The organism is Mariniflexile aquimaris (assembly GCF_042676825.1).
Classification (GTDB): Bacteria; Bacteroidota; Bacteroidia; order Flavobacteriales; family Flavobacteriaceae; genus Mariniflexile; species Mariniflexile aquimaris.
In genome coordinates this window covers 75,183-98,629 of the sequence record NZ_JBHTIB010000002.1, presented here as the reverse complement: position 1 = coordinate 98,629, position 23,447 = coordinate 75,183, and the positions used below count along the sequence as shown (strand labels likewise).

The 23,447-nt window shown below is 35.3% G+C and carries 16 protein-coding genes; 5 read left to right on the top strand and 11 right to left on the bottom strand.

Annotation, left to right across the window (positions count from 1 at the left end):
• Positions 1-29 precede the first annotated feature (29 nt).
• Positions 30-806, top strand: a complete 777-nt coding sequence (locus tag ACFQ0I_RS00470; protein WP_379938379.1) for a DNA/RNA non-specific endonuclease — start codon at positions 30-32, stop codon at positions 804-806.
• Positions 807-846: 40 nt separating this feature from the next.
• Here the strand turns inward: ACFQ0I_RS00470 and ACFQ0I_RS00465 are convergent, their stop codons facing one another.
• The 4 genes from ACFQ0I_RS00465 to gcvP form a co-directional block, all read right to left on the bottom strand.
• The gene (locus ACFQ0I_RS00465) at positions 847-1,698 is read right to left on the bottom strand and encodes a glycosyltransferase (RefSeq protein WP_379938377.1); all 852 of its coding nucleotides are present in this window, start codon (positions 1,696-1,698) and stop codon (positions 847-849) included.
• 24 nt (positions 1,699-1,722) lie between these two features.
• On the bottom strand, positions 1,723-2,244 hold the full coding sequence (locus ACFQ0I_RS00460) for a methyltransferase (RefSeq protein WP_379938375.1): 522 nt from the start codon (positions 2,242-2,244) through the stop codon (positions 1,723-1,725).
• 34 nt (positions 2,245-2,278) lie between these two features.
• Positions 2,279-3,337 carry a 3-oxoacyl-ACP synthase III family protein gene (locus ACFQ0I_RS00455; protein WP_379938373.1) on the bottom strand — a complete coding sequence of 353 codons (1,059 nt, stop codon included), beginning with the start codon at positions 3,335-3,337 and terminating at the stop codon, positions 2,279-2,281.
• 100 nt (positions 3,338-3,437) lie between these two features.
• The gene (gene gcvP, locus ACFQ0I_RS00450; protein WP_379938371.1) at positions 3,438-6,287 is read right to left on the bottom strand and encodes an aminomethyl-transferring glycine dehydrogenase; all 2,850 of its coding nucleotides are present in this window, start codon (positions 6,285-6,287) and stop codon (positions 3,438-3,440) included.
• A gap of 120 nt (positions 6,288-6,407) precedes the next feature.
• Between gcvP and ACFQ0I_RS00445 the strand changes: the two genes are divergently transcribed.
• Positions 6,408-7,238: a hypothetical protein gene (locus tag ACFQ0I_RS00445; RefSeq protein ID WP_379938369.1), complete on the top strand. Its 831-nt coding sequence runs from the start codon at positions 6,408-6,410 to the stop codon at positions 7,236-7,238.
• A 261-nt stretch (positions 7,239-7,499) separates the two neighbouring features.
• On the opposite strand, the gene ACFQ0I_RS00440 is transcribed toward ACFQ0I_RS00445, so the two are convergent.
• The 4 genes from ACFQ0I_RS00440 to ACFQ0I_RS00425 all read right to left on the bottom strand — a co-directional run bounded on the left by ACFQ0I_RS00440 (position 7,500) and on the right by ACFQ0I_RS00425 (position 12,068).
• Complete coding sequence (locus ACFQ0I_RS00440) at positions 7,500-8,054, bottom strand: sigma-70 family RNA polymerase sigma factor (RefSeq protein ID WP_379938367.1); 555 nt, start codon at positions 8,052-8,054, stop codon at positions 7,500-7,502.
• Positions 8,055-8,105: 51 nt separating this feature from the next.
• Positions 8,106-10,145 carry a M3 family metallopeptidase gene (locus ACFQ0I_RS00435; protein ID WP_379938365.1) on the bottom strand — a complete coding sequence of 680 codons (2,040 nt, stop codon included), beginning with the start codon at positions 10,143-10,145 and terminating at the stop codon, positions 8,106-8,108.
• Between the two features lie 145 nt (positions 10,146-10,290).
• Complete coding sequence (purE, locus tag ACFQ0I_RS00430) at positions 10,291-10,773, bottom strand: 5-(carboxyamino)imidazole ribonucleotide mutase (RefSeq protein WP_379938363.1); 483 nt, start codon at positions 10,771-10,773, stop codon at positions 10,291-10,293.
• Between the two features lie 140 nt (positions 10,774-10,913).
• Entirely contained in the window at positions 10,914-12,068 is a 1,155-nt protein-coding gene (locus ACFQ0I_RS00425; protein WP_379938362.1) for a 5-(carboxyamino)imidazole ribonucleotide synthase, read from the bottom strand.
• Between the two features lie 137 nt (positions 12,069-12,205).
• Here ACFQ0I_RS00425 and ACFQ0I_RS00420 point away from each other — a divergent pair, with 137 nt between their 5' ends.
• The 3 genes from ACFQ0I_RS00420 to ACFQ0I_RS00410 all read left to right on the top strand — a co-directional run bounded on the left by ACFQ0I_RS00420 (position 12,206) and on the right by ACFQ0I_RS00410 (position 15,110).
• On the top strand, positions 12,206-13,315 hold the full coding sequence (locus ACFQ0I_RS00420) for an adenylate kinase (RefSeq protein ID WP_379938360.1): 1,110 nt from the start codon (positions 12,206-12,208) through the stop codon (positions 13,313-13,315).
• Positions 13,316-13,373: 58 nt separating this feature from the next.
• Positions 13,374-14,372, top strand: coding sequence for a GTPase ObgE (gene obgE, locus ACFQ0I_RS00415; RefSeq protein WP_379938358.1), 999 nt, complete (start codon positions 13,374-13,376; stop codon positions 14,370-14,372).
• 216 nt (positions 14,373-14,588) lie between these two features.
• Complete coding sequence (locus tag ACFQ0I_RS00410) at positions 14,589-15,110, top strand: DUF4136 domain-containing protein (protein WP_379938356.1); 522 nt, start codon at positions 14,589-14,591, stop codon at positions 15,108-15,110.
• Between the two features lie 2 nt (positions 15,111-15,112).
• Here ACFQ0I_RS00410 and ACFQ0I_RS00405 read toward each other — a convergent pair whose 3' ends face one another.
• The 3 genes from ACFQ0I_RS00405 to ACFQ0I_RS00395 are packed head-to-tail and all read right to left on the bottom strand — an operon-like array spanning position 15,113 to position 23,380.
• The gene (locus tag ACFQ0I_RS00405) at positions 15,113-16,534 is read right to left on the bottom strand and encodes a T9SS type A sorting domain-containing protein (RefSeq protein ID WP_379938354.1); all 1,422 of its coding nucleotides are present in this window, start codon (positions 16,532-16,534) and stop codon (positions 15,113-15,115) included.
• A 2-nt stretch (positions 16,535-16,536) separates the two neighbouring features.
• Positions 16,537-17,031 carry a hypothetical protein gene (locus ACFQ0I_RS00400; protein ID WP_379938353.1) on the bottom strand — a complete coding sequence of 165 codons (495 nt, stop codon included), beginning with the start codon at positions 17,029-17,031 and terminating at the stop codon, positions 16,537-16,539.
• 49 nt (positions 17,032-17,080) lie between these two features.
• Positions 17,081-23,380 carry an alpha-2-macroglobulin family protein gene (locus ACFQ0I_RS00395; protein ID WP_379938351.1) on the bottom strand — a complete coding sequence of 2,100 codons (6,300 nt, stop codon included), beginning with the start codon at positions 23,378-23,380 and terminating at the stop codon, positions 17,081-17,083.
• Positions 23,381-23,447: the final 67 nt, after the last annotated feature.

The window sequence follows — 23,447 nt, the reverse complement described above, 5'->3', positions numbered from 1 at the left end:
ATAGAAAGGCAAAATATACACTATTAGCGATGATACTTGTTTTGGGTATTTATGGCTACGAGCATTTTTTAAACACCGAAGAGAAGACGGAAATTGTTAATAGTGGCAAAGAAGTAAAATTAAGCACTAACGAATTTTTCTTACCAACAAGTACCACAGGGCAAATTATTCACCATGAAGGGTATTCGTTGTCTTACAGTGAGCCGCATGAACAAGCTGAATGGGTTGCGTACGAATTAAAGAAATCGCATTTAACCAATACTAATTTTAAAAGACCTTATTTCGAAATAGACAACGCCGTAAAAACAGGTGCGGCCAGTTGGAGAAATTATAAGAATTCTGGTTTCGATCGTGGGCATTTATGTCCGGCGGGGGATAGGACTTACAGTAAATTTGCCTTTGATGAAACCTTTCTAACCAGCAATATTAGTCCGCAGGAACACGAGTTTAATTCAGGTATTTGGAATACTTTAGAACAAAAAGTACGCTATTGGGCAAGTAAATACGACGGTGTTTTTGTAGTAACCGGAGGCGTATTAAAAGGGAAAATGAGAACCATTGGAAGCGAAAGAGTCGCCGTTCCTAATCAGTTTTATAAAGTATTGATTGATGCAAATTCTGGCAAGGTGAAAATGATTGCCTTTTTAATGCCTCACGAAAAATCTAATGAGCCACTGTATAAATTTGTAGTATCGGTAGATTCTATCGAAAAGCTAACCGGCATCGATTTCTTTCCGCAATTAGAAGATGCTTTAGAAGATAGGTTAGAAGCTTCTAGCAGTTATAAAGACTGGAGCTTTAATTAGAGTTTTGTCATTCCTTTGAACGAGGGAAACACTTGGAAAATTAGTATTTAAATTTTCTAAAAATGCCTTTCCAACGTAAATTTCTAATAAATTTACCTTCTTTTTCAGACACTAAAAATTCTGTGTTGTGTTTCTTTGCTCTAAAATAACCAGCCAAATAATCTTTAAATAGCGAAAAACTTCCTTTTTTATAAGCTAATTTTATTGCTGAAATAAATGTAATTACAAAGCCGTAACGCATTTTATACATAGCTTCACCTTGTAAATATTTTGATGCTTTGTTGTAACTAATTCCTGTTGGTTTTAGGTGTTTTACCTGAAGCGATTCGTCTGTAAGAATTTCCCAGCCATAAAATTTAGCAAGCAATTCGTCCACAGTATCCCAACCCATAGACCGTTTAAGTTTGCCAATTTGTAAAAAACAGTCTTTTCTATACGCTTTTAATGCACCACGAATATGATCTTTTCGGGTTAAATTTTCCAATACCCAGAGGTCGCCTTTTTCAATATAACAAAACCCTGCTGCCATACCAAGTTTTTTATCTGTGCTGAAATGATACGCCAGTTGTTCTAAATAATTGTTTGGAAAAATTAAATCGGCATCAAATTTACAAAGCACATCGTAGTGCTCATCTAGCGTTTCAAAACCTTTGTAAAAAGCATTAATTATTTTAGAACCAGGTAAGTGTTCATTAGATGATTTTGAATTGACCAGTTGAATCCATTTATGTTTTGCACAATAGCCTTCAACAATCTCTCGAGTGCTGTCGGTTGAATTATCATTTATAACAACCACTCGTTTTGGTTGAAGTGTTTGTTTCACTAACGAGTCTAAGGTTAATGCAATTGAACTAGCTTCGTTATGTGCCGGAATAATGATGTAGAAATTCAAATTTGAAATTTTAAATATTCAAAGTTAAACTCTTTCTGCATAAACTATGTAATATCTAGGGGTAAACCATCTCAAAATCGGGCGAATGCCAAACTTTTTTGTAGGGTTTGTCCATTTTTGGCGGTCGATAATTTTCCAACCAGATTTTTCTAATAACCAGTCGAATTGCCAATCTTCAAACTCATGATAATGTCTGTCTAACATATCGGTTTTACTTCGGTATGCCGAAGAAAACCATAATTTTAGAGGAACGCTAGCGACTAATTTATCCGATTTAATCGACTGAAGTACCGTAAACGGAGATAGTAAATGTTCGAAAATTTCGAAAGCCGTCACTACTGTTGCCTTCGAGTTTTCAATGTTTGAAGTATCAAAATCTAAATCTTCGCCTGCAGTGTTTTCAACTTTATAACCATTTTTAGTCATAATCTCTGAAAACGGATTTACAACGCCCAAATCTAAAATAGTCTCATTTTTTGAAACATGTTTTTCTAAAAACTGAATGGTATGTTTAAATCGTTTGTTCGGAAAAGTCTTTTCGTACATTTAAATTTCTTTATTTCCGCAATGGCAGAAATCTTTAATATTTATAAACAAAGGCGTTAATGTGCATTCCTGCGCCAACACTTGCAAATATAAGTACATCGCCTTTTTTAAGACTTTGGTTTTCTATCTGATTATTTCTTACCAAATCGAAAAGTGTAGGTACCGTTGCCACAGAACTGTTACCAAGGGTTTGAATACTCATTGGCATCACACCTTCTGGAATTTCTGTTCTATAAAGTCGGTAAAAACGTTTTAAAATCGCTTCATCCATTTTTTCGTTTGCCTGATGTATAAAAATCTTTTTTACATCTTTAATGTCTAAACCGCTATTATCTAAACAGGTTTTCATAGCATTAGGAACCGTTGTTAATGCAAATTCGTAGATTTTACGACCGTCCATTTTAATGTATCGGGTGTTTTTGTCTAATGCTTGATTGTTTGAATTCCCAAAGTATAAATAGTAAGCTTCGTCGTAGGTGTAACTAGCACATTCATGTTCTAAAATACCACCTTCTTCTTCGGTAGCTTCAATAACGGTAGCGCCCGCACCATCAGAGAAAATCATAGCGTCCCTATCGTGTTTATCTATAACTCTCGACAATGTTTCAGATCCTATTACCAAACAGCGTTTTGCCATTCCTGCTTTTATAAATGCTTTGGCTTGTATTACGCCTTCAATCCACCCAGGGCATCCAAAAAGAATATCATAGGCCACACATTTTGGGTTTTTAATGCGTAAGCTATGTTTAATTCGCGCTGCCAAACAAGGCAACATATCGCTTTGAATGGTATCATGTTTAACATCACCAAAATTGTGAGCAACAATTATATAATCTAATGTTTCAGGATCAATTTTAGCGTCAATAATAGCTTTTTCGGCAGCAAAAAACCCTAAATCGGAAGAGTTTAAATGTGCCTTCGCATAGCGTCTTTCGGCAATTCCAGTAATGGCTTGAAATTTTTCAATAATAACTTCATTAGGGGAGTTAATTACTGAGCCATCGTTATTTAGAAATATATGTTCGTGGAATGCTTCGTTTTTTTCGATGGTATCTGGAATATAGCTTCCAGTACCGGTAATTTTAATATTCATAAAAAGAAAATTTGCCTTTTTTTATTTACGTATAAAAGTACGGGTTTATAAAAAAAGGCAAAACTGATTTTAAATTATTTTACGATGTTCAACGGGTGTTTTATGCTTCTGCGTAAGCCTCTATTGGTGCGCAGCTGCATATTAAATTTCGATCGCCATAGGCGTCATCTACACGTCTAACACTAGGCCAAAACTTATTTTGTTTTACAAAGTCTAATGGGAATGCCGCTTCTTCACGTGAGTATGGGAAATACCATTCGTTTGCCGTAATCATTTCCAAGGTATGTGGCGCATTCTTTAAAACATTGTTGGTGTCGTCTTTTGAAGCTTGATCAATTTCTTTTTTAATTGAAATCATGGCATCGCAAAAACGATCGATTTCCGCTTTGCTTTCGCTTTCGGTTGGTTCAATCATTAAGGTTCCAGCAACCGGGAAAGATACTGTTGGCGCATGGAAACCGTAATCCATTAATCGCTTTGCAATATCTGTAACTTCAATACCATTTGCTTTAAATGGTCGGCAATCCACAATCATTTCGTGTGCTGCACGCCCGCGTTCGCCAGAATATAACGTATCAAAACTACCTTGTAAGCGGTGTTTTATGTAATTGGCGTTAAGAATGGCTATTTTGGTCGATTCGGTTAATCCTTCTGCTCCTAACATTTTAATATAGCCGTATGATATGAGGCAAACCAAAGCAGACCCATAAGGTGCACCAGAAATGGCAGTAATGGCATTCTCGCCACCAACTTTTACAACAGGGTTTCCTGGTAAAAAGGGCACTAATTGTTTCGCAACACAAATAGGTCCAACTCCTGGGCCACCACCACCATGAGGAATGGCGAATGTTTTGTGTAAATTTAAATGGCACACGTCGGCACCAATATTTCCAGGATTTGTAAGTCCAACTTGCGCGTTCATGTTCGCGCCATCCATATAAACTTGACCGCCATTATCGTGAATAATTTTGGTAATTTCTTTGATAGCCGATTCGTAAACACCATGCGTAGACGGATAGGTAACCATTAAACACGATAGGTTGTCTTTGTGTAAAATGGCTTTTTCGCGCAAATCTTCCACATCAATATTTCCTTCGGCAGTCGATTTGGTTACAATCACTTTCATACCTGCCATAACCGCACTTGCAGGATTGGTGCCATGTGCAGATGAGGGGATTAAGCAAATGTCGCGATGGCCTTCATTACGAGATTCATGATAGGCTTTAATAACCATTAAACCAGCATATTCACCTTGTGCACCAGAATTTGGCTGCAAAGAAGTGGCTGCAAAACCTGTAATTTCGGTTAATTGGTCTTCTAATTCTTTTAAAACAGTTAAGTAGCCTTGTGCTTGTTTTTTTGGAACAAACGGATGGATATTAGCCCATTTAAAAATGCTTAATGGCAACATTTCTGAGGCAGCATTTAACTTCATGGTACAAGACCCTAAAGAAATCATTGAGTGATTTAATGCTAAATCTTTACGCTCTAAGGATTTAATATAACGCATCAATTCGGTTTCAGAATGATACTGATTGAAAACGTCTAGTGTTAAAAAATCTGAAGTTCTTTTGATGTCGTTTGCGATATTATTGCCTTCTGAAATAGAAGCAATAACAATGGTTTCTTTATTAGCCGCTTCAGCAAATACAGATATTAAATAGTTAACATCTCGAACCGACGTAGTTTCATTAACAGAAATGGTAACCGTTTCTTTATCAGGATAAAATAAATTCACTTTTTTCTCTTTCGCGAATTTTTTTAATTTTTTTGAATCGGTTTTTATTTGAAGCGTATCAAAATACGAGGTGTTTGCTTGTGTATATCCTAAAGTTTTTAAAGCTGAAGCAAGTGTTGAAGCCGTGTTATGTACTTTATTAGCTATAAATTTCAAGCCTTTAGGACCGTGATAAACCGCATACATACTTGCCATTACCGCTAATAAAACTTGTGCAGTACAAATGTTTGAGGTTGCTTTATCGCGCTTAATATGTTGTTCTCGTGTTTGCAAGGCCATACGTAACGCACGGTTTCCACTGGCATCTTTGGTTACGCCAATAATTCTACCAGGAATATCACGTTTATAAGCTTCTTTCGTTGCAAAAAAGGCAGCATGCGGTCCGCCATACCCCATAGGGATTCCAAAACGTTGAGTTGTACCAACCACCACATCGGCGCCAAATTTACCAGGCGCTTCCAGTTTGACTAAGCTTAAAATATCGGCAGCTACTGCTACTTTTATTTGTGCTTCATTGGCTTTTCTGATAAATGTTTTTATATCTGTAATTTGCCCATCTTTACCCGGATATTGAAGAATAGCACCAAAAAATTCTGAAGAGAAATCGAAGGTGTCTTCGCTACCAACTACTAATTCAATGCCTATAGGTGTTGCTCTTGTTTGTAGTAAAGAAAGTGTTTGAGGCAAAATGTTGTCTGAAACAAAAAACTTGTTAACGTTATTTTTCTTTTGATCGCGTTCGCGAACAGCGAATAACAAACTCATGGCTTCGGCAGCAGCCGTACTTTCATCTAAAAGTGAGGCGTTGGCAATTTCCATACCTGTTAAATCCATTACCATAGTTTGGTAATTTAAAAGCGCTTCTAAACGTCCCTGAGCAATTTCTGCTTGATACGGTGTGTAAGCCGTGTACCATCCCGGATTTTCAAGAATATTTCTCTGAATAACAGCCGGCATTACTGTTGGATGATATCCTAAACCAATATATGTTTTGTAGGCTTTATTTAATTTAGATAATTCGTGAATATGAAGTAAATATTCATACTCAGTCATTGGTTCTTCTAAATTTAAACCGTTTTTTAATCGTATGTCGTCTGGAATTGTTTCATAAATTAGCTGGTCTAAAGAGTCAACACCAATGGTTTTCAACATAAGATTTTGGTCTTCTTCTCTAGGTCCAATATGACGCAATGCAAAAGCGTTTGTATTCATTAAGCTATAATTGTTTAGATAATTCGCAAAATTACATAATATAAAGCGTGTTTAGTTGCATAAAATGGAAAGTTTTTAACCAATTGCAATCGTTATTAACAGTTTGCTTAGTTTTGTGAAATGAAGGTACTGAAGCAGGTTTTTAACTTTTACATAAATAGCAGTATTCATGTAGCTTTATCGGTATTGTCGTTAACCGCGACAACCTATATGGAGTTTGGGGTTTTGTATGATAAAGGCTTATTGTTTTTTGTGTTTTTTGCCACCATTACAGGGTATAATTTTGTTAAGTTTTTCGGTCTGGCTAAATTTCATCACAGAAGTTTGGCAAATTGGCTAAAAGCCATACAGTATTTTTCTTTTGTCTCTTTTTTACTGATGTGTTATTATGCCTTCAAATTAAGTTTTACTGCTTTAATTTGTGTTAGTGGTTTGGCGGGTATAACATTTTTTTATGCGATTCCATACTTACCCAAACGGTTTATTATAAAAATTAACAATCTCAGAACAATTGAAGGCTTAAAGGTGTATGTTATTGCCTTAGTTTGGATGGGAGTTACAGTGATTTTCCCATTAATAAATTCAGATTATATTTTTAATGCTGATGTATTTTTGGTAAGCTTTCAGCGATTCGTTTTTATAATCGTTTTAATGCTGCCTTTTGAAATTAGAGACTTGCGATACGATAGCTTGAAACTTGCTACAATTCCTCAGAGAATAGGCGTCCGACAAACCAAAGTGATTGGAGTTGTCTTATTGCTTTTTATTGTTTTATTAGAATTTTTTAAGAAGGAATTTGATATAACAAACCTTGAGGTAGTTACTGTTATCGCACTTTTAACCGGGTGGTTTTTAATTCGAGCTAAAAAAGATCAGAATAAATATTATAGCTCGTTTTGGGTAGAAGGGGTGCCAATATTTTGGCTTTTACTAGTATTCGTTTTTAGTTAATGTGGTTTTCTTTAATAGCTTTGTCTAAATTTTGTTTCATTTTTTGTTTGCAGTTTTTATCTAAACATTCAATATGTGCTTTTTTAATAGTTTTTGTAAGCTTTATATTGTTTATCGTGTATTTTCTGCAAGCGCGACAAAAAATTAAATGAATGTGTAATTTTATTTTTTCACATAATGAAGCGTTTTTATATTGCGCTTTATCGCAAACATGATTTGCTTCATCGCACTTTAGCATGAGTTTAATTTTTTCAATCATAATTAAAACCAATTTTCTTTTAAACATTCTGCCATGGCGGTTCGAGCTCTATGAATTATTACCCATAGGTTAGACGCTGTAATATTTAGTTCATTACAAATAACATCGGTTTCGTAGCCTTCAATAGTTTTCATTCTAAAAACTTCGGCCTGTTTTTCTGGTAGCTTGCTTAAACAATTAAAAATAGCGTCGCCAAGTTCGGTGTTTTGCATGATGTCTTCGGCTGTTTTATCAAAAGGGTCTGCAACGCGTTCTTCTAGCCAATCGCCTTCGGTTTCGCTCTCGTTGTTATATGAAATGCGGACTTCAGCTTTTCCTTTGTTTGAATTTATTTTACGGTAATAATCAATAATTTTTCTTTTTAAAATAGAAATTAACCAGGTGCGTTCACTGGCTTCTCCTTTAAAATTTTTCATTGATTTTAAGGCAGCTAAAAATGTGTCTTGCACCAAATCTTGGGCTATAACTTTATCATTAACACGCGCTACCGTGTAATTATAAAGGTAATCTGAATAAAGATCGATCCATTTATTCGGATTAATTTGATGATTAGACATTTTTACACGGATTTATTGAATTTCAAAAATAAGCTAATTCTTTTGAATATTTTAATTGTTTATCAATCCAGCACGTTTTAACAAGGCTTCGGGTCTTGGTTCTTGGCCTCTAAAACGTTTATAAAGTACCATAGGATCTTCGGTACCGCCTTGAGATAAAATGTGTTCCTTAAATTTAGTAGCAATTTCTTTGTTGAAAACGCCGGTTTCTTTAAAATATTCGAAGGCATCAGCGTCGAGTACTTCGGCCCACTTGTAACTGTAATATCCTGATGAATAGCCACCTTGAAAAATGTGTGAAAACGAGGTGCTCATACAATTTTCGGCAACTTCTGGGTATAAAGTTGTGTTTTTAAATGCTTCAACCTCATGGGTTTTTACATTGTTTATGTTTGAAGGGTCTTGACCATGCCAACTCATGTCGAGCAGCCCGAAACTTATTTGACGTAAGGTTTGCATACCTTGATGAAAGGTTGCCGATTCTTTTATTTTTTCAACCAAATCCATTGGTATAACGTCGTCTGTTTTATAATGTGTAGCAAAAAGTTTTAAGGCGTCTTTTTCATAACACCAGTTTTCTAAAATCTGACTTGGTAATTCTACGAAATCCCAATACACTGAAGTACCAGAAAGACTCGGGTAGGTGGTGTTTGCCAACATACCATGTAAAGCATGACCAAACTCGTGAAACAAGGTAGTTACCTCGTTAAAAGTTAAAAGCGATGGTTTGCTTTTTGTAGGTTTTGTAAAGTTGCAAACAATAGATATATGTGGTCGGTCGTTCTTCCCGTTTTTAATGAATTGTGGCTTGTACGAGGTCATCCACGCACCATTACGTTTTCCTGGTCTGGGGAAGAAATCTGCGTAAAATAAAGAGATTAAATCACCATTGCTATTCACCACTTTATAAGTTAAAACATCTTCGTGGTATTTGTCTACATCTTTAATTTCTTCAAAACTTAAATCGAATAATTTATTGGCAACGGTAAAGGCACCAGTAATAACATTTTCTAGTTTAAAGTATGGCTTTAAAAGCTCATCATCTAGATTGTATAACTTTTGTTTTAATTTTTCTGAATAATACGCACTATCCCATTTTTCGAGTTGTTCAATGCCGTTTAATTCTTTGGCGAAATTTTGAAGATTTTCAAATTCACGTTCGGCAGCGGGTTTTGCTTTTTCGAGTAATTCGTTTAAGAAGCTCTCAACTTTTTCGGGTGTTTTAGCCATGCGTTCTTCTAAAACAAAATGAGCATGGGTTTTATATCCTAATAAATTAGCGCGTTCGTGTCTGAGTTTTGTAATTTTTAAAACGATGTCTTGATTGTCTAAAGCATCATTATGAAAGCCTTTGCTTCCTGCCGCCAAGGTTATGTGTTTCCGAAGCGCTCTATTATCGGCATAAGTAACAAATGGAATGTAGCTTGGATAATCTAATGTAAACAACCAACCTTCCTTTTCTTTAGATTCGGCTAATTGTTTGGCCGCTTCAATAGTGCCTTCGGGAAGTCCAGAAAGTTCTTTTTCATCGGTAATTAGCATTTCAAATTTATTGGTTTCAGCCAGCACGTTTTCACCAAATTTTAATTTTAACTGGCTCAATTCTTTGTCGATTTTACGGAGTATGAGCTTTTTGTCTTCTGGTAAATTAGCACCATTTCTGGAAAAACTTTTATATTTCTTATCGAGAAGTGTGTGTTGTTCGGTGTTTAAATTCAAACTGTCTTTAGCATCAAAAACCGATTTTATTCTTTTAAAAAGAGCTTCGTTTAAGGTGATATCGTTGCTGAATTCTGATAAAAGCGGTGAAACTTCCTGTGCAATTTTCTGAATGCTATCGTTAGTTTCGGCAGAATTTAAATTAAAAAAGAGGCTAGAAATTCTATCTAATTGCTCCCCAGAAAACTCCAGAGCTTCAATGGTATTTTCGAAAGTTGCTGCTTCGCTATTGTTGGCGATAATATCAATTTCGGCCTTAGCATCTTCTATAGCTTGTTTAAATGCCGGAAGAAAATCGTCATTTTTAATTTTAGAAAATGGAGCTGAATTATATGGTGTATTAAACTTTTTTAATAGGATGTTTTGTGTCATTTTAATAGGAAATAAATTAAAAAGTAAATTTTATTATGCATACATAATAAGATTTTTATATTTTTGCCTCAACAATTTGAAGAGTGACTAACTCAAAAAATTATTCTTAATAACTAGAAAACCTCGAATGACCTTCGAGGTTTTCTTATTTTAAATCTTTAGCAGATTCGTGAACTTTTTGTTTTAAGGCTTCTTTATAGTCGATTATTTTATTTAGAACTTCAGGATTATTCGAACCAATAATTTGAGCAGCTAAAATGCCTGCGTTTTTGGCGCCATTAAGTGCAACGGTGGCAACTGGTACACCGCCAGGCATTTGTAGAATAGATAAAACAGAATCCCATCCATCTATAGAATTACTGCTTTTTACAGGAACACCAATAACCGGCAATGGCGATAAAGAAGCAATCATTCCAGGTAAATGGGCAGCACCACCAGCGCCTGCAATAATTACAGCAAAGCCTCTGGAATGGGCGTTTTTACCATAATCGAAAAGTTTTTCTGGAGTTCTGTGAGCCGAAACAATATCAATTTCAACTTCAATATTAAAATCTTTTAAAATATCGATAGCGTCTTGCATAACTGGCAAATCGCTTTTGCTTCCCATAATAACTCCTACTTTATTCATATGTTGATTGCTTTTATGTCTGGTCGCTCGCAGTCGAGACCTCAATTTAAAAACTTAAAATGTAAAATCCCCTTGCAAACTGCGTTTCTATCTTAAAAAAAACAAAGGTTTTATGTAGATAGTGCCAGGGGCGGTATTATTTATTCACTGATAACTTTAATAGTCTTTTTTACTTCTTCGGCAATGCGACGCGCTTCGTTTAAATCTTCATTAACAATCGTTACATGGCCCATTTTACGAAATGGTCTTGTTTGTTTTTTTCCGTAAATATGAGGTGTTACGCCATCAAGATTCATAATGGATTCAATATTTTCATAAACCACATTACCACTAAAACCTTCAGCACCTACTAAATTTACCATAACGCCACCAACTTTACTGTCGGTTCTACCCAAAGGTAAATTTAAAATAGCCCGTAAATGTTGCTCAAATTGAGAAGTAAAACTCGCTTCAATGGTTTGGTGTCCAGAATTATGAGGCCTTGGCGCCACTTCGTTTATTAGAATCTCATCGTTTTGTGTTTGAAACATTTCAACGGCTAATAATCCCACATGATTAAATGCTTTTGAAGTGTTTAAAGCGACTTCTACAGCTTTTTTTGCAACTGCCTCCGGAATTCTTGCTGGACAAATAACATATTCCACTTGATTTGCTTCGGGGTGAAATTCCATTTCTACTACAGGAAACGTTTTTATTTCGCCTGATGCATTTCTGGCAACAATAACGGCTAATTCGTTTTTAAAAGGCACCAAATTTTCTGCGATGCATTCTCCTGTTGGCAAGCCTTCTAAATCTGAAAGTTTTCTAACTACTTTCACACCATTTCCATCATAGCCAAATTGTGCTGCTTTCCAAACAAATGGAAATGCTAAACCACCATTATTAACGGCATCTTCAATTTCTGATAGATATGCGAAGCGCGAAAAAGCTGCTGTGGGTAAATTATGATCTAAATAAAACAATTTCTGAGTAGCCTTATTCTGTATTCTTTTTAAAGTTTGAGACGACGGATACACTTTTTTGCCTTCTTTTTCAAGGGCTTCTAAAGCATCAACATTAACGTTTTCAATTTCAATGGTTAATACATCTACTTGCTTTCCGAAGTTATAAACCGCTTCAAAATCCATTAAATCACCTAAATGAAATTCATTACTTGCAATTTTACAAGGCGCTTCGTTACTAGCGTCTAAAACACAGGTGTAAATATCAAATTTCCGGGTATCGTTTAATAACATTTTACCTAATTGTCCGCCACCTAGAATACCGAGTTTAAAATTTGAAGAAAAGAAATTCATGTAATTATTTGTGCTAAAATTGATTATTGCAATGCAAAAATACACTTAAATATCAATTTGTGCCTAAATCGTAATTCAAAAAATCGTTATTACTTAATCTATTGATTATCTTTGCGACTTCCAAAAAATAACATACAGTGATAAAGTTACACGATAAATATTTTAAACCGTTTATTTCAGCTAAGGAAATAGATGATGCGATGCAGCGTTTAGCCAACGAGATTGCAAACGATGTGGGAGACGAAATACCTGTTTTTGTTGGTATTTTGAATGGTTCGTTTATGGTGGTAAGCGACTTTGTAAAAAAGTACCCTAAGCCATGCGAGGTTACCTTTATTAAATTAGCATCGTATGAAGGTGTGAAATCTACAGAAGATATTCAGCGATTAATTGGGTTAACCCAAGATTTAACGGGTAGAACGGTTGTTATTTTAGAAGATATTATCGATACGGGTAATACATTGGCAGAGGTTCATAGAATTTTTAAAAATGAAAATGTAAAATCGCTTAAAATTGCGACCTTATTTTACAAGCCAGAAGCATATAAAAAGGATTTTAAATTACATTACATTGGTATAGAAATACCCAATAAATTTATTGTTGGTTATGGCTTAGACTATGATGGTTTAGGACGCAACATACCAGAAGTCTATCAAATAAAAGAAACACAATTCATGACAAATTTAGTATTATTTGGCCCTCCAGGTGCAGGAAAAGGAACGCAAGCAGAATTTTTAAAGCATAAATACAATTTGGTGCATATTTCTACCGGCGATGTTTTTAGGTTTAATATTAAAAACGAAACTGCATTAGGCATGCTGGCCAAATCGTATATGGACAAAGGAGAATTGGTTCCAGACCAAGTAACCATAGATATGTTGAATGCCGAAGTTGAAAAGAATTCTGGAGCAAAAGGGTTTATTTTTGATGGGTTTCCACGCACTAATGCACAAGCTGAAGCTTTAGATAAACTTATGGAAAGTAAAGATTCTTCAATTAATGCCATGGTGGCTTTGGAAGTTGAAGATGAAATTCTAGTAAAGCGCCTTATTGGCAGAGGAAAAACAAGTGGTCGTCCAGATGATGCTGATGAATCTATTATTAGAAACAGAATTAAAGAATATTACGACAAAACGGCTATTTTAAAAGATTACTATTCGGCCCAAAAAAAGTATTTTGGTGTTGATGGCGTTGGTAGTATTGAAGAAATTACAAAGCGATTAAGTGCCGTAATTGATAAATTATAAATTATCTAAAGGGTTTAAAACTTTAAACTTTAAACTTTATAAACTTTAAACTCATTTCATGACAGAAGGGAATTTCGTAGACTACGTAAAAATGTTTGTTAGCTCTGGTAACGGAGGTAAAGGATCGTCGCATTTACACCGCGAAAAATTTATTGAAAAAGGCGGACCAGATGGGGGAGATGGTGGTCGTGGTGGTCACGTAATTTTACGCGGCAACTCAAATCTTTGGACCCTTCTTCATTTAAAATTTAAAAAACACATACGTGCAGGACATGGCGAACATGGTGGTAGTAGCCGTAGTTTTGGTGCCGATGGCGAAGACGCCTATGTTGAAGTGCCTTTAGGAACCGTAGTACGAGATACCGAAACCAACGACATTATTTTTGAAATCACCGAACATGGTGAAGAAAAAATTATAGCCGAAGGTGGTAAAGGTGGTTTAGGAAACTGGCATTTTAGAACGGCCACGAACCAAACGCCACGGTATGCACAACCGGGTATTCCTCACGAAGAAAAACACATTACTTTAGAGTTAAAAGTACTTGCCGATGTTGGTTTGGTAGGGTTTCCTAATGCCGGAAAATCAACGTTGCTTTCTGTGGTAACTTCGGCAAAACCAAAAATTGCCGATTACGAATTTACAACCCTTAAACCCAATTTGGGTATTGTAAAATATCGCGATTTTCAAACCTTTGTAATGGCCGATATTCCTGGAATAATTGAAGGTGCTGCCGAAGGTCGCGGATTAGGGCATTATTTTTTGCGCCACATCGAGCGTAACTCTATCTTGCTATTTTTAATTCCAGCCGATGCGCCAGATATTCGCAAGCAATACGATATTCTGTTGGACGAGTTGCGTCGCTACAATCCAGAAATGTTAGATAAAGATCGCCTTATCGCCATTTCAAAATGCGATATGCTAGACGATGAACTTAAAGCAGAATTAAAAGAATTACTCGATAACGAATTGCCAATTCCGTATCTATTCATTTCCTCGGTTGCCCAACAAGGCATTACAGAATTGAAGGATAGGCTATGGAAAATGTTGAATAGCTAGGGCGTTACCACAAGGGTCGGGCTTTTCGTTGCAATCTTTTTAAACGTCATGACGAGGACGGAAAGACGAAGCCATCTTTCAATTTTTAGTTCAATACAAAGTTTGGTGTTATTTCAGTTTAAAAAGGATTTTCACTGCAATCCCTAACGCAATTCAGAACAAGAATCATGTTATTGGAATAATTTTTGATTAACTTTATAATAAAAATATTAAGTTATGAGAATCTTAACCTCCCTACTATTAGTTGTGCTTTTTGTTTCTTGCGCACCCATTCGCGTAAACTACGATTTTGAAAGAGGAACAGACTTCAGTAAATACAAAACCTACAGTTATTACGGCGATTTAAAAACGGGTTTAAGCGAACTCGACACCAAACGGTTTTTAGACGCATTCGATGCTAATATGGCGGCTAAAGGTTTTTCATTTTCAGAAACCCCCGATTTTTTAGTAGATATAAAAAGCAGCGAATATCAACAAGTACAGCGCAATACTGTAGGTGTTGGATTAGGTGGTGGCGGACGAAATATGGGAGGTGGCATATCCATAGGGTTGCCTTTGGGTCAATCTAATATAAACCGCCAGATTATAGTTGATTTCGTTGACGAAAATGGTACTGGCTTGTTTTGGCAAGCGGCTACAGAAACAAGTTTTAATCCGAATGCGTCACCAGAAAGGCGCGAACAACTGTTTAATGCCATTGCAGAAAAAATTTTAGCGAAATACCCGCCAAAGCGCTAAGGCTAAAATTTAATTAATTTTTTACTGGCAATACGTACGTTTCCAATATAGAAATTACTTAAATAGATGCCGCTATTCAAATCACTAATATCAACCATATTGGTTTGATAGTTGTTAATCGAGAGTGTTTTTATCATATTTCCGTTAATTCCAACAATGTCGACTTTTAAGATGGCATCGGTGTTACTTTCAAACTTGAAATTAACCACCGTATTTGTTGGGTTTGGATACATAGTAATATTGTAATTTGCCATTTCACTAGCAATATCTTTAATGCCAAGAGCTGTGTTATCAATCGTCCAGGTTACGGTTTGTACATGAAAACTATCATGATTATCTACTTTCAATATCGAGGTGGCATCGTTTACTGCAACCGTTATTGTATTCATTCCAATAATTAAATCAGTTTCTACAATACTTATGTCATCCACATCATTAGCAAAATCTGAAGTGTTTAAAGTCCAGACACTTTTTAAAGTATTGGGATTGGGTTTGATGAGCTCCAAATGAAAATCGATTGGAAAGGATGGATTTGTAATGGCACTTGAAACAGGTGTGTAAGAATCTATGGGCGACACCATGCTGTGTATTTTTTCTATAATTCCTTCTTTGCAAACCGAACAAAAAGGTTTGTCAATTTTCTCCATTATGCAATTTTGATGAGGCTTATACCAATTAGCACAATTACCAGTAGCGCAGGTATATTGATAGATGCCAACATTATTAATGTTTAGCCAATTTTTCCATCTAATTAAACTGGTATTTGTTTCTTGAGTCATGTTTATGGCTTCGGCAGCTAAAATGTCACCCGGGTAGTATTCATCTTTTAAATTGAATAACGAGTGCCCCAATTCGTGCATAATTACATTGGTACCCCAAGTACCTTTATAAGCCATCGGGAAATTTCCACCGCTACCACCATATTCTGTCGAGTTTACTAAAATTAAGGCTTGATCGAATGTTGGGAAATTGCTAGCCAATACATTATTGATTTTTGCTTCTGTATTATTCGCACTATAGCCATCTATTTCATAATAAAGCAGCCAATGGGAGCCAAAAGAATCATAGGTGGCATTAAAGTAGGTGTCTACAAATTTTGTCGATAAATTGTTGTAAGGCTCAGTGACATTTGTAGCGGTTCCAGGATGATCGGCGCCACTTTCATTCGATGGCACCTTTATAATATGAACATTAAAATAATTCGCATATTCTTTAAAAGGCGATTGATTAAACATGCCATCCATAAAATTGATAGCATCAGTTTTAAATTGTGCTAATTCACTGGTTTGGTAGCCTTCACTTAAAATAACTAAATTGATTCTTTTATCATTATTACCAGAGTTTTTAATAGTCTCCTTATCGAAAACTTGAGCAGAAGCAAGCTGAAAACCAATTAATAAAATGGTGAGTAGTTGATGTTTCATTTTCAATCTAGCTTAGTAATTATTAAAGTCTTGCTGTTTTGCAGCGAATCGATTATGTGGTTAATAGCTATAAATTTTGTGTTGTGGTGTATTTGTAGTCTTAATGAAAGCGGTGCGCTTTTTAAGTCTACTTTTTTGGTTTCAAATATAAGGGAATCGTTAAGAAATTCAATATGTTTCGATAAAGGGTTTTTAATGATAATAGAAGTAATTTCGGTAGAATCTTTGTCTAATTGACGGCAAATTAAATCACCAATCGAACCTTTATTAAGATATTGATTGGTGTTGTTTTTCAGCTTTCTGTCTGCAACTATTTTATTTATGAACTGAATGTTTTTATTGCCATGGTCATCTTTTGAAATCGTGTAATTTAAAAAAATAAGTTTTGAAGGTGTGTCTTGGGGTAATGAATCTTCAATTTTTACCTTTTTAGAAGCGCAGGCAAAAATCACTAAAAAAACAGATGAGATTACTAATTTAGATAGAAGTTTATACATAATAATAAATTTGCCTATTGCCTATTGCCTATTGCCTATTGCCTATTGCCTATTGCCTATTGCTTACATTAATTCTCACCCCTTCACTATGACTACTAAATTCTGGCGCATACATACTTTGTATAGTGGTAATACCATTGCTCATATTACCTGAATTATTCACACGTAAATCGTATTCAAATACAAAAACGCCTTTGGGTAAATAGTCAAAAAAGAAATTGGTTGAGGCATCTTTAGTGCTTTCATAATAGCCCAAACCATCTTGCCATTTGTATTGAGATATAACGTTAATGGGTTCTAAACCTGAAGCGCGCATATCTTTCATATGTACAAATTCCATAGCTCTGTCGCTCCGCAATTCAATGCGAACCCGAACCAAATCCCCAACTTTCAAATTAGTTTCCGAAGTGATTTCTGAAATTTCTTCACCCCTATCCGTGTTGGTTTTAAGAAATAGTTTTTTCTTTAATTTAAGCGGAGTTTCTGCCGATGAGATTTTATCTAAATCTTCAAAATACTGCCAGTACAAACCGCCCCAAGCAATACCATTACCTTTTTTGGTAAGGGTAACGGTTGCCATATCTGGTTTTATTTCTGAAGCGCTCCAAGAGGTTTTATAATAACCCGTTCCTGCTTCAACTTTTACATTTTCTTCCCGATTGCTATCGGGATTTGAAGGCTCAATTTTTTGATTGCCTATAACCACTTCAACAGCATCGGTTACACTTAACCAATCGCTGCCTTGAAGCAATAGTGCATATACGGCCTCAGTGGTGGCTTTAGTGGTTTTCCATTGATTGGTTTGCTTGTTTTTAAGTAACCAAATTTTTAAATTATCGATGGTTATGGTGTCGTCCCGATGGCTATCGGGATCAATTTCTGAAAAGGCTTCAATAAGTAATGCCTGTGTTTCAATAGGTGCCTGATACCAGTGCCATGAATTGGTGTTTGCTTTCCAATACATGCCTAATTCATCAGAGGTGATGCTGTTTTCTTTTAACGATTTTAAAATTTTAGATGAAGTTGTTTTATCTCCTAATCTATCAACAACCAAAGCCATTAATCCTTTGGAATATAATGAACGACTCAACCAATATTTTTGGATTTGTGATTGATAATATTTGATAATTCCTTCAACTTCTTTCGTTTTTTTAATTTCCGGATAAAAGCTGCGCATGTATAAATAATGCAATTGGGTATAACTTAAATGGTCTTTACTCAAATCGATTTTAGCATCGTATTTTCTAAGGTCTTTGTATTCCTGAATGAATTCAGCATCTAAATAATTAATAGCTTGTTCAATCATTTGGGACGTCTCGACGGAGCCTGTCCTGAGCGCAGTCGAAGGGCTCAGGGTGACACCCAGTTTCGAAAGATGCCCAAAACCTGTAATGATGTGTTGGGTAATATAACGATTCGCTCTTCCGCCGTTAAACCAAGCCCAGGCACCATTACTTAATTGATTATTTTCTAGTTTCCGTTTTGCCGATTGTAATTCGTTGGTCATTTTATTGATGTCGAACAACAAAGCAATGCGTTTTTTCTGCTCGGTTTCGCTTTGTGCATCGCGTAACCATGGCGTTTCTTGAATGAGGATGGATTTCAATTCTTCATTCTTTTCTAGATTAGAAATTAAAGCATCGGTGTTTTTCCACTGATTAAAAACCTCCTGAATTCTTGGGTTACTATTGGCGATATGACTCGCCAGTGCATTCGCATAAAATCGCGCGAATGTTTGTTCGTTACATTCATACGGATATTCCATTAAATAGGGTAGTGCCTGTACCGCATACCACGCCGGGTTGGAAGTCATTTCCAAAGTCAGTTTATGGTTTTTAAGCGTTGTTGAAGTTACGCCTGCACTGAGCGGAGTCGAAGTATTTTTTAGCTTATCTAATGTAAATGTTCTTGTTTCATTACTTCGTATCCACATAGGTAAAGTTTCTGTTACCAACATGCGGTTACTTAAAACTGGCAGCGCGTTTTGTTCGCCATCGCTATACGCACCAGATTTCGCAATGATTTTATATTGAACAGCATCTACATCATCAGGAATTGTTAAGTTCCAAGACACTTGGGTGTTGCCGTTTTGTTCAGTTGAAAACATCTCGACTGCGCTCGACGTGACAAGTTTGTTAGTAATGTCTGTTCCTGAAATGGCATCGGTTAGTACTAACATGGCGTGTCCGGAAAGTGGTTTGTCTGTTAGATTTGCGATTTTAGTACTGATGCTTATTTGGTCGCCTTGACGTAAATAACGCGGTGCATTTGGAATAGCCATTAATTCTTTCTGAGTCACCGTTGTTAAGGTTTTGGTAGCGCTTTCTAAGGTTTTGGTATGCGCTAATAATTGTAATTTCCATTGGGTTAAGGCCTCGGGAGTGGTAAAACTGAAACTTATATTGCCGTCTATATCTGTTTGTAATTGTGGAAAGAAAAATGCGGTTTCCTGAAGGTTTTTTCGAATTTGAACTTGGTCTAAATCATTTAAACTAGTTTTTATTATTATTACCCCACCAGATGCTTTAATCCCATATAAAGCAATTGCTTCAGAGCCTTTTAATATTTCAACTGAGCTTATTTTTAATTTACTCAAATCGGGAGACCCTTTAATTATTTCTCCGTCGATAATATAAAGTGGGAATTCGAGATTATTTATTAATGATTGTCCTTTAATAATTAAACCTTTGAATTTTTTTTCAAGAGCGTTTTCAACTGAAATGTCTTCTTCTAATTGAATTTCAGTATTTAACATTACTCTTTCTGCTACCTCTTTATTGTCTTCTACAATTTGAATGGCTGAAACATTTCCTTTTAAAGATTTATACATTGTATGTCTTCGAACGTTTCCAAAATAAAACCCAAACCAATTTAACTGGTCGTATTGCTGTTGTGAATAATTGCTGTTTGAATTATTTAGATAAACTCTAAAATTTTGTGTGCCAAAACTGCGATGTGCATTACTGCGATTATAAGAATAATATGTTGGCTTATTTATAGGGTTAAAACTCCAAGTATGCGGTTTAAACTGGTCTAAAGAGGCATCATACATACTTGCTAATAATTCTGAAGCTACCTTTTCGCCTTGCGGACCTTTAATTTTGAAACTCCAGGTTTCATCGGTCCCCGGTTGTAATTTATCACGGAATGTAGTGGTTTCAACATCTAAATCGGTTTTAGGGTAGGGAACTGCTATAATTTCTGTACCCGTTTGAAAACTGTTGAAAGCAGCAAAACTATAATTTACTGCAAAGCCACCGACATCTTTATTGGTAACAGGAATACTTAACGATTTCTTATTATTATTTAATTGAATTAGTTCTGTTTTTACAACTTTATGATCCTTTTCAATGCTTACAGTAATACTTAAATTTTCTGCAGCCGAAGCCAGAGTTACAATAGCCGTTTCACCAATCTCAAAAGAAGGCTTATTGGTTGTGATACTAAACAATTTATTGTCGGCTAAAGTTTTATCATCATCACTGTATAAACTGGTTTTTAGTTCGTCTTTTACCAACTGTCCGAATTTATCTTTACTTTCTAAAGTAATGATATATGCACCAGATTCCCAGTTTTTAATATTGCCTAAAGCAAGTTCTTTAAATTTTTTAGTATCAAAAGTTTTTTCAAAAACCAAATTACCTTTTTCCCAATTGGCTGTATGATGTTCGTTGTTATAAGCATCATGCGGAAATAAGTTTTTAAAGGCTTCTTCAGAAAACTCCTGATAATCTGGAGCAGCCCAGGTGCGTTGTCGTAAAACATGTTTTGGGGCTTGTAATTTGTAAATTTTTATAGTGCCAGTGGCTGGGACAAATTCGCCATTAAGGTTTTTAGTATCAATGGAAATGCTATGTGTTTTATTGGTTTTTTCTAAGTTCTCACCTAAACTCATGTTCGCAACCAACGCATGGTAACCTACATTTACTATGCTAGTCGCGCTTCGGGTTTCACCGTTGAGGTCGGTTACATCGGCTGTAATTTCGTAGTTAAAAATAGGCAAGCTACTCTGTTCTACACTTTGGTCTGGTAGCGCTTTAAATGTAATTTCAAATGCGCCTTTATTATTTGTGGTGGTTTCACCGTGAGTTATTTCTTGAGCTTCGCTGTAAAAACTTGGGCGATACGAAAAATACCATCGCGGATATTCCACTTTTCGGTGTACTCGATACACCACTTTGGCATCGGTAATGTTGCTTCCTGCATATGCTAAAGCGGTTCCTTTAACGGTTATAGAATCATTGACTTTATAGGTTTCTGTAACCGGATTGAATGTTGTTTCAAATTTTGGTCGTTTGTATTCTTCAACTGAAAAATACGTTGTAGTCGCTATATTCATCTCACCAGATTCAGCATCAAATTTTATATGATACGTACCAGTTAAGCCATTGTTTGGTAAAATAAACTCACCAGCAATCGAACCAAAATCATTGGTCATAAATTTGAGTTCTTTTATTTTCTCATTATTAACGTTATATAAAGTGGCATTCACCGGTTCGTTAACTAAAACTTCCGATTTTTCGTTTTTAGTTTTCATAGCAATCGCTTTAAAATAAACGGTTTGCCCAGGTCGATAAATGCTTCGGTCTGTAAGCAAAAAAGCCTTGTAATTAGTTTCTGATTTCTCTCTTTTTCGCCAACTGTTCACATAATAATCCCCAAAATACGCCGTGTCTTTACCATTTGTAACTATTAAAGAGATGTTTCTGTAGCGATCTGTGGTTTTCTCAATTTTAATTTCACCCAAATAATTGGTGGAATAGTTTTCAGTTTGAAGACTGCGACTATTGTTTTCGTAATAGCTAAGTTCAACCAAGGCATTGCTGATTGGTTTCCCGTGATTTCTATCAATAATTTGTAGCGTTTTATAATTTTCGCTTTCAGTTTCTACTAAGGCCAAATTGGTGACTTGAATCGTGCTAAAAGCAAAAGTTTCATCGTTATTTTTTGGAGACGCAAAAATAACATAAGTACCGTTATTTAGTTGAGGTACTAAAATTTCTGTAGTATGATTTTGGTAATCGTTTTCATTGCGAAGTGTGCTGTCCCATCGCATCGAAACATCTAACTTTTTTATAAACGCTAATTGCTCGTCTTTTCTGTATGTTTTATTGAATTTTTCTAACTGATTACGGGTAATTTTATAAATTTTAAATTGAAGATTTTCTAAATTTTTATAACTCACCAACAAACGCGCAGGTTGTTGAATGGGTAAAAAATCTTCGCTAGTAATTTGCAGTGATTGCTGTTCTATTTGCTGTATTACCACCTTGCATTTAATCGCGGCTTTGCTATTGGGGAAGCTCGAAATAACCTGCTTACAAAGTTCCATAGCTTCTTTGGCTTTCCAACGGTGTTCTGTTTTGTTAGGTTGAAATTGATTGCTTTGTTGTTTATAGATTGAAGCAATTTCGAAGTTGTATAATCCAGAAACTTCATCAGACGCTATTTTTTCACTTTCAAATTTTAAAGCCTTTAACAACAGAGCTTCTTTATTATTGAAAGTAGCATGTTGGTTTACAAATTTTAAGCGATCTATGTTTACATCAGCCAAGGCATACGAAGCTTCTTTTTTTGAATGAAATTTTATCAATTCCTGATAAATTTTTAAAGCATGTAATTGTAACGAGGTCGAATCTCTAGATGTTATTTTAAGGTTTGTGAATGTTGCAGCATCAGTTATGTAAGCTGGATTATCTATTTCGAATTTATAGGCCGGTTTTGTAATATGAGTTTCGCTAGTTTTATAGAATTCTAATGCATTATGGTTTAAAAAATCGAACAGCGTAGGGCGATAAATTTTCGAATCGTTTTGAAGATTTAATATGTCATCGTACTTATTTAAGGATTCTAATTGAAGCGCCAACCCATTTTGTAACGACTTTTGGTAATGCACGTGTATTTCTTCGAACAAGGTTTCAAGATCCCAAGTTCTAAAATCGACTTTATCAACTTTTTCGGCAGTTTTTGTTCTGTTATAAAATTGCCAACGGTTTTGGTTAAAGTACTGCCAATACAAATTGGCTAAAATGTTTTCCAGTATATTTTTAGTTGGAAATGTATTTTGTTCAATCTCGCGTTTAAAATCATTAATAATATTTAATTGCGCATCTTCTTCTAAAACCAAAGCAAATTTGCTCTTAAAAAACATTGTTTTTATAAGTTGCACATGGTTTTTGTCTTTTTTGGCGAGTACGTAAATTTGTTCTACAACGTTTAAAGCCGACTTTGGCAAGCCTTCCATTTCATGTTTTTCGACAGACTTCCAAAGGGTTTCGTAATTTGAATTTTGGCCGAAGCTAAAGTTGGAAAGCAAAAGAATTGTTAAAAAAATAACTGATTGTCTCATTTGATTACATTTGTAAATAATTTACAGTCAAAAGTTATTCCAAAAAGCAATACGATTTACTATAATT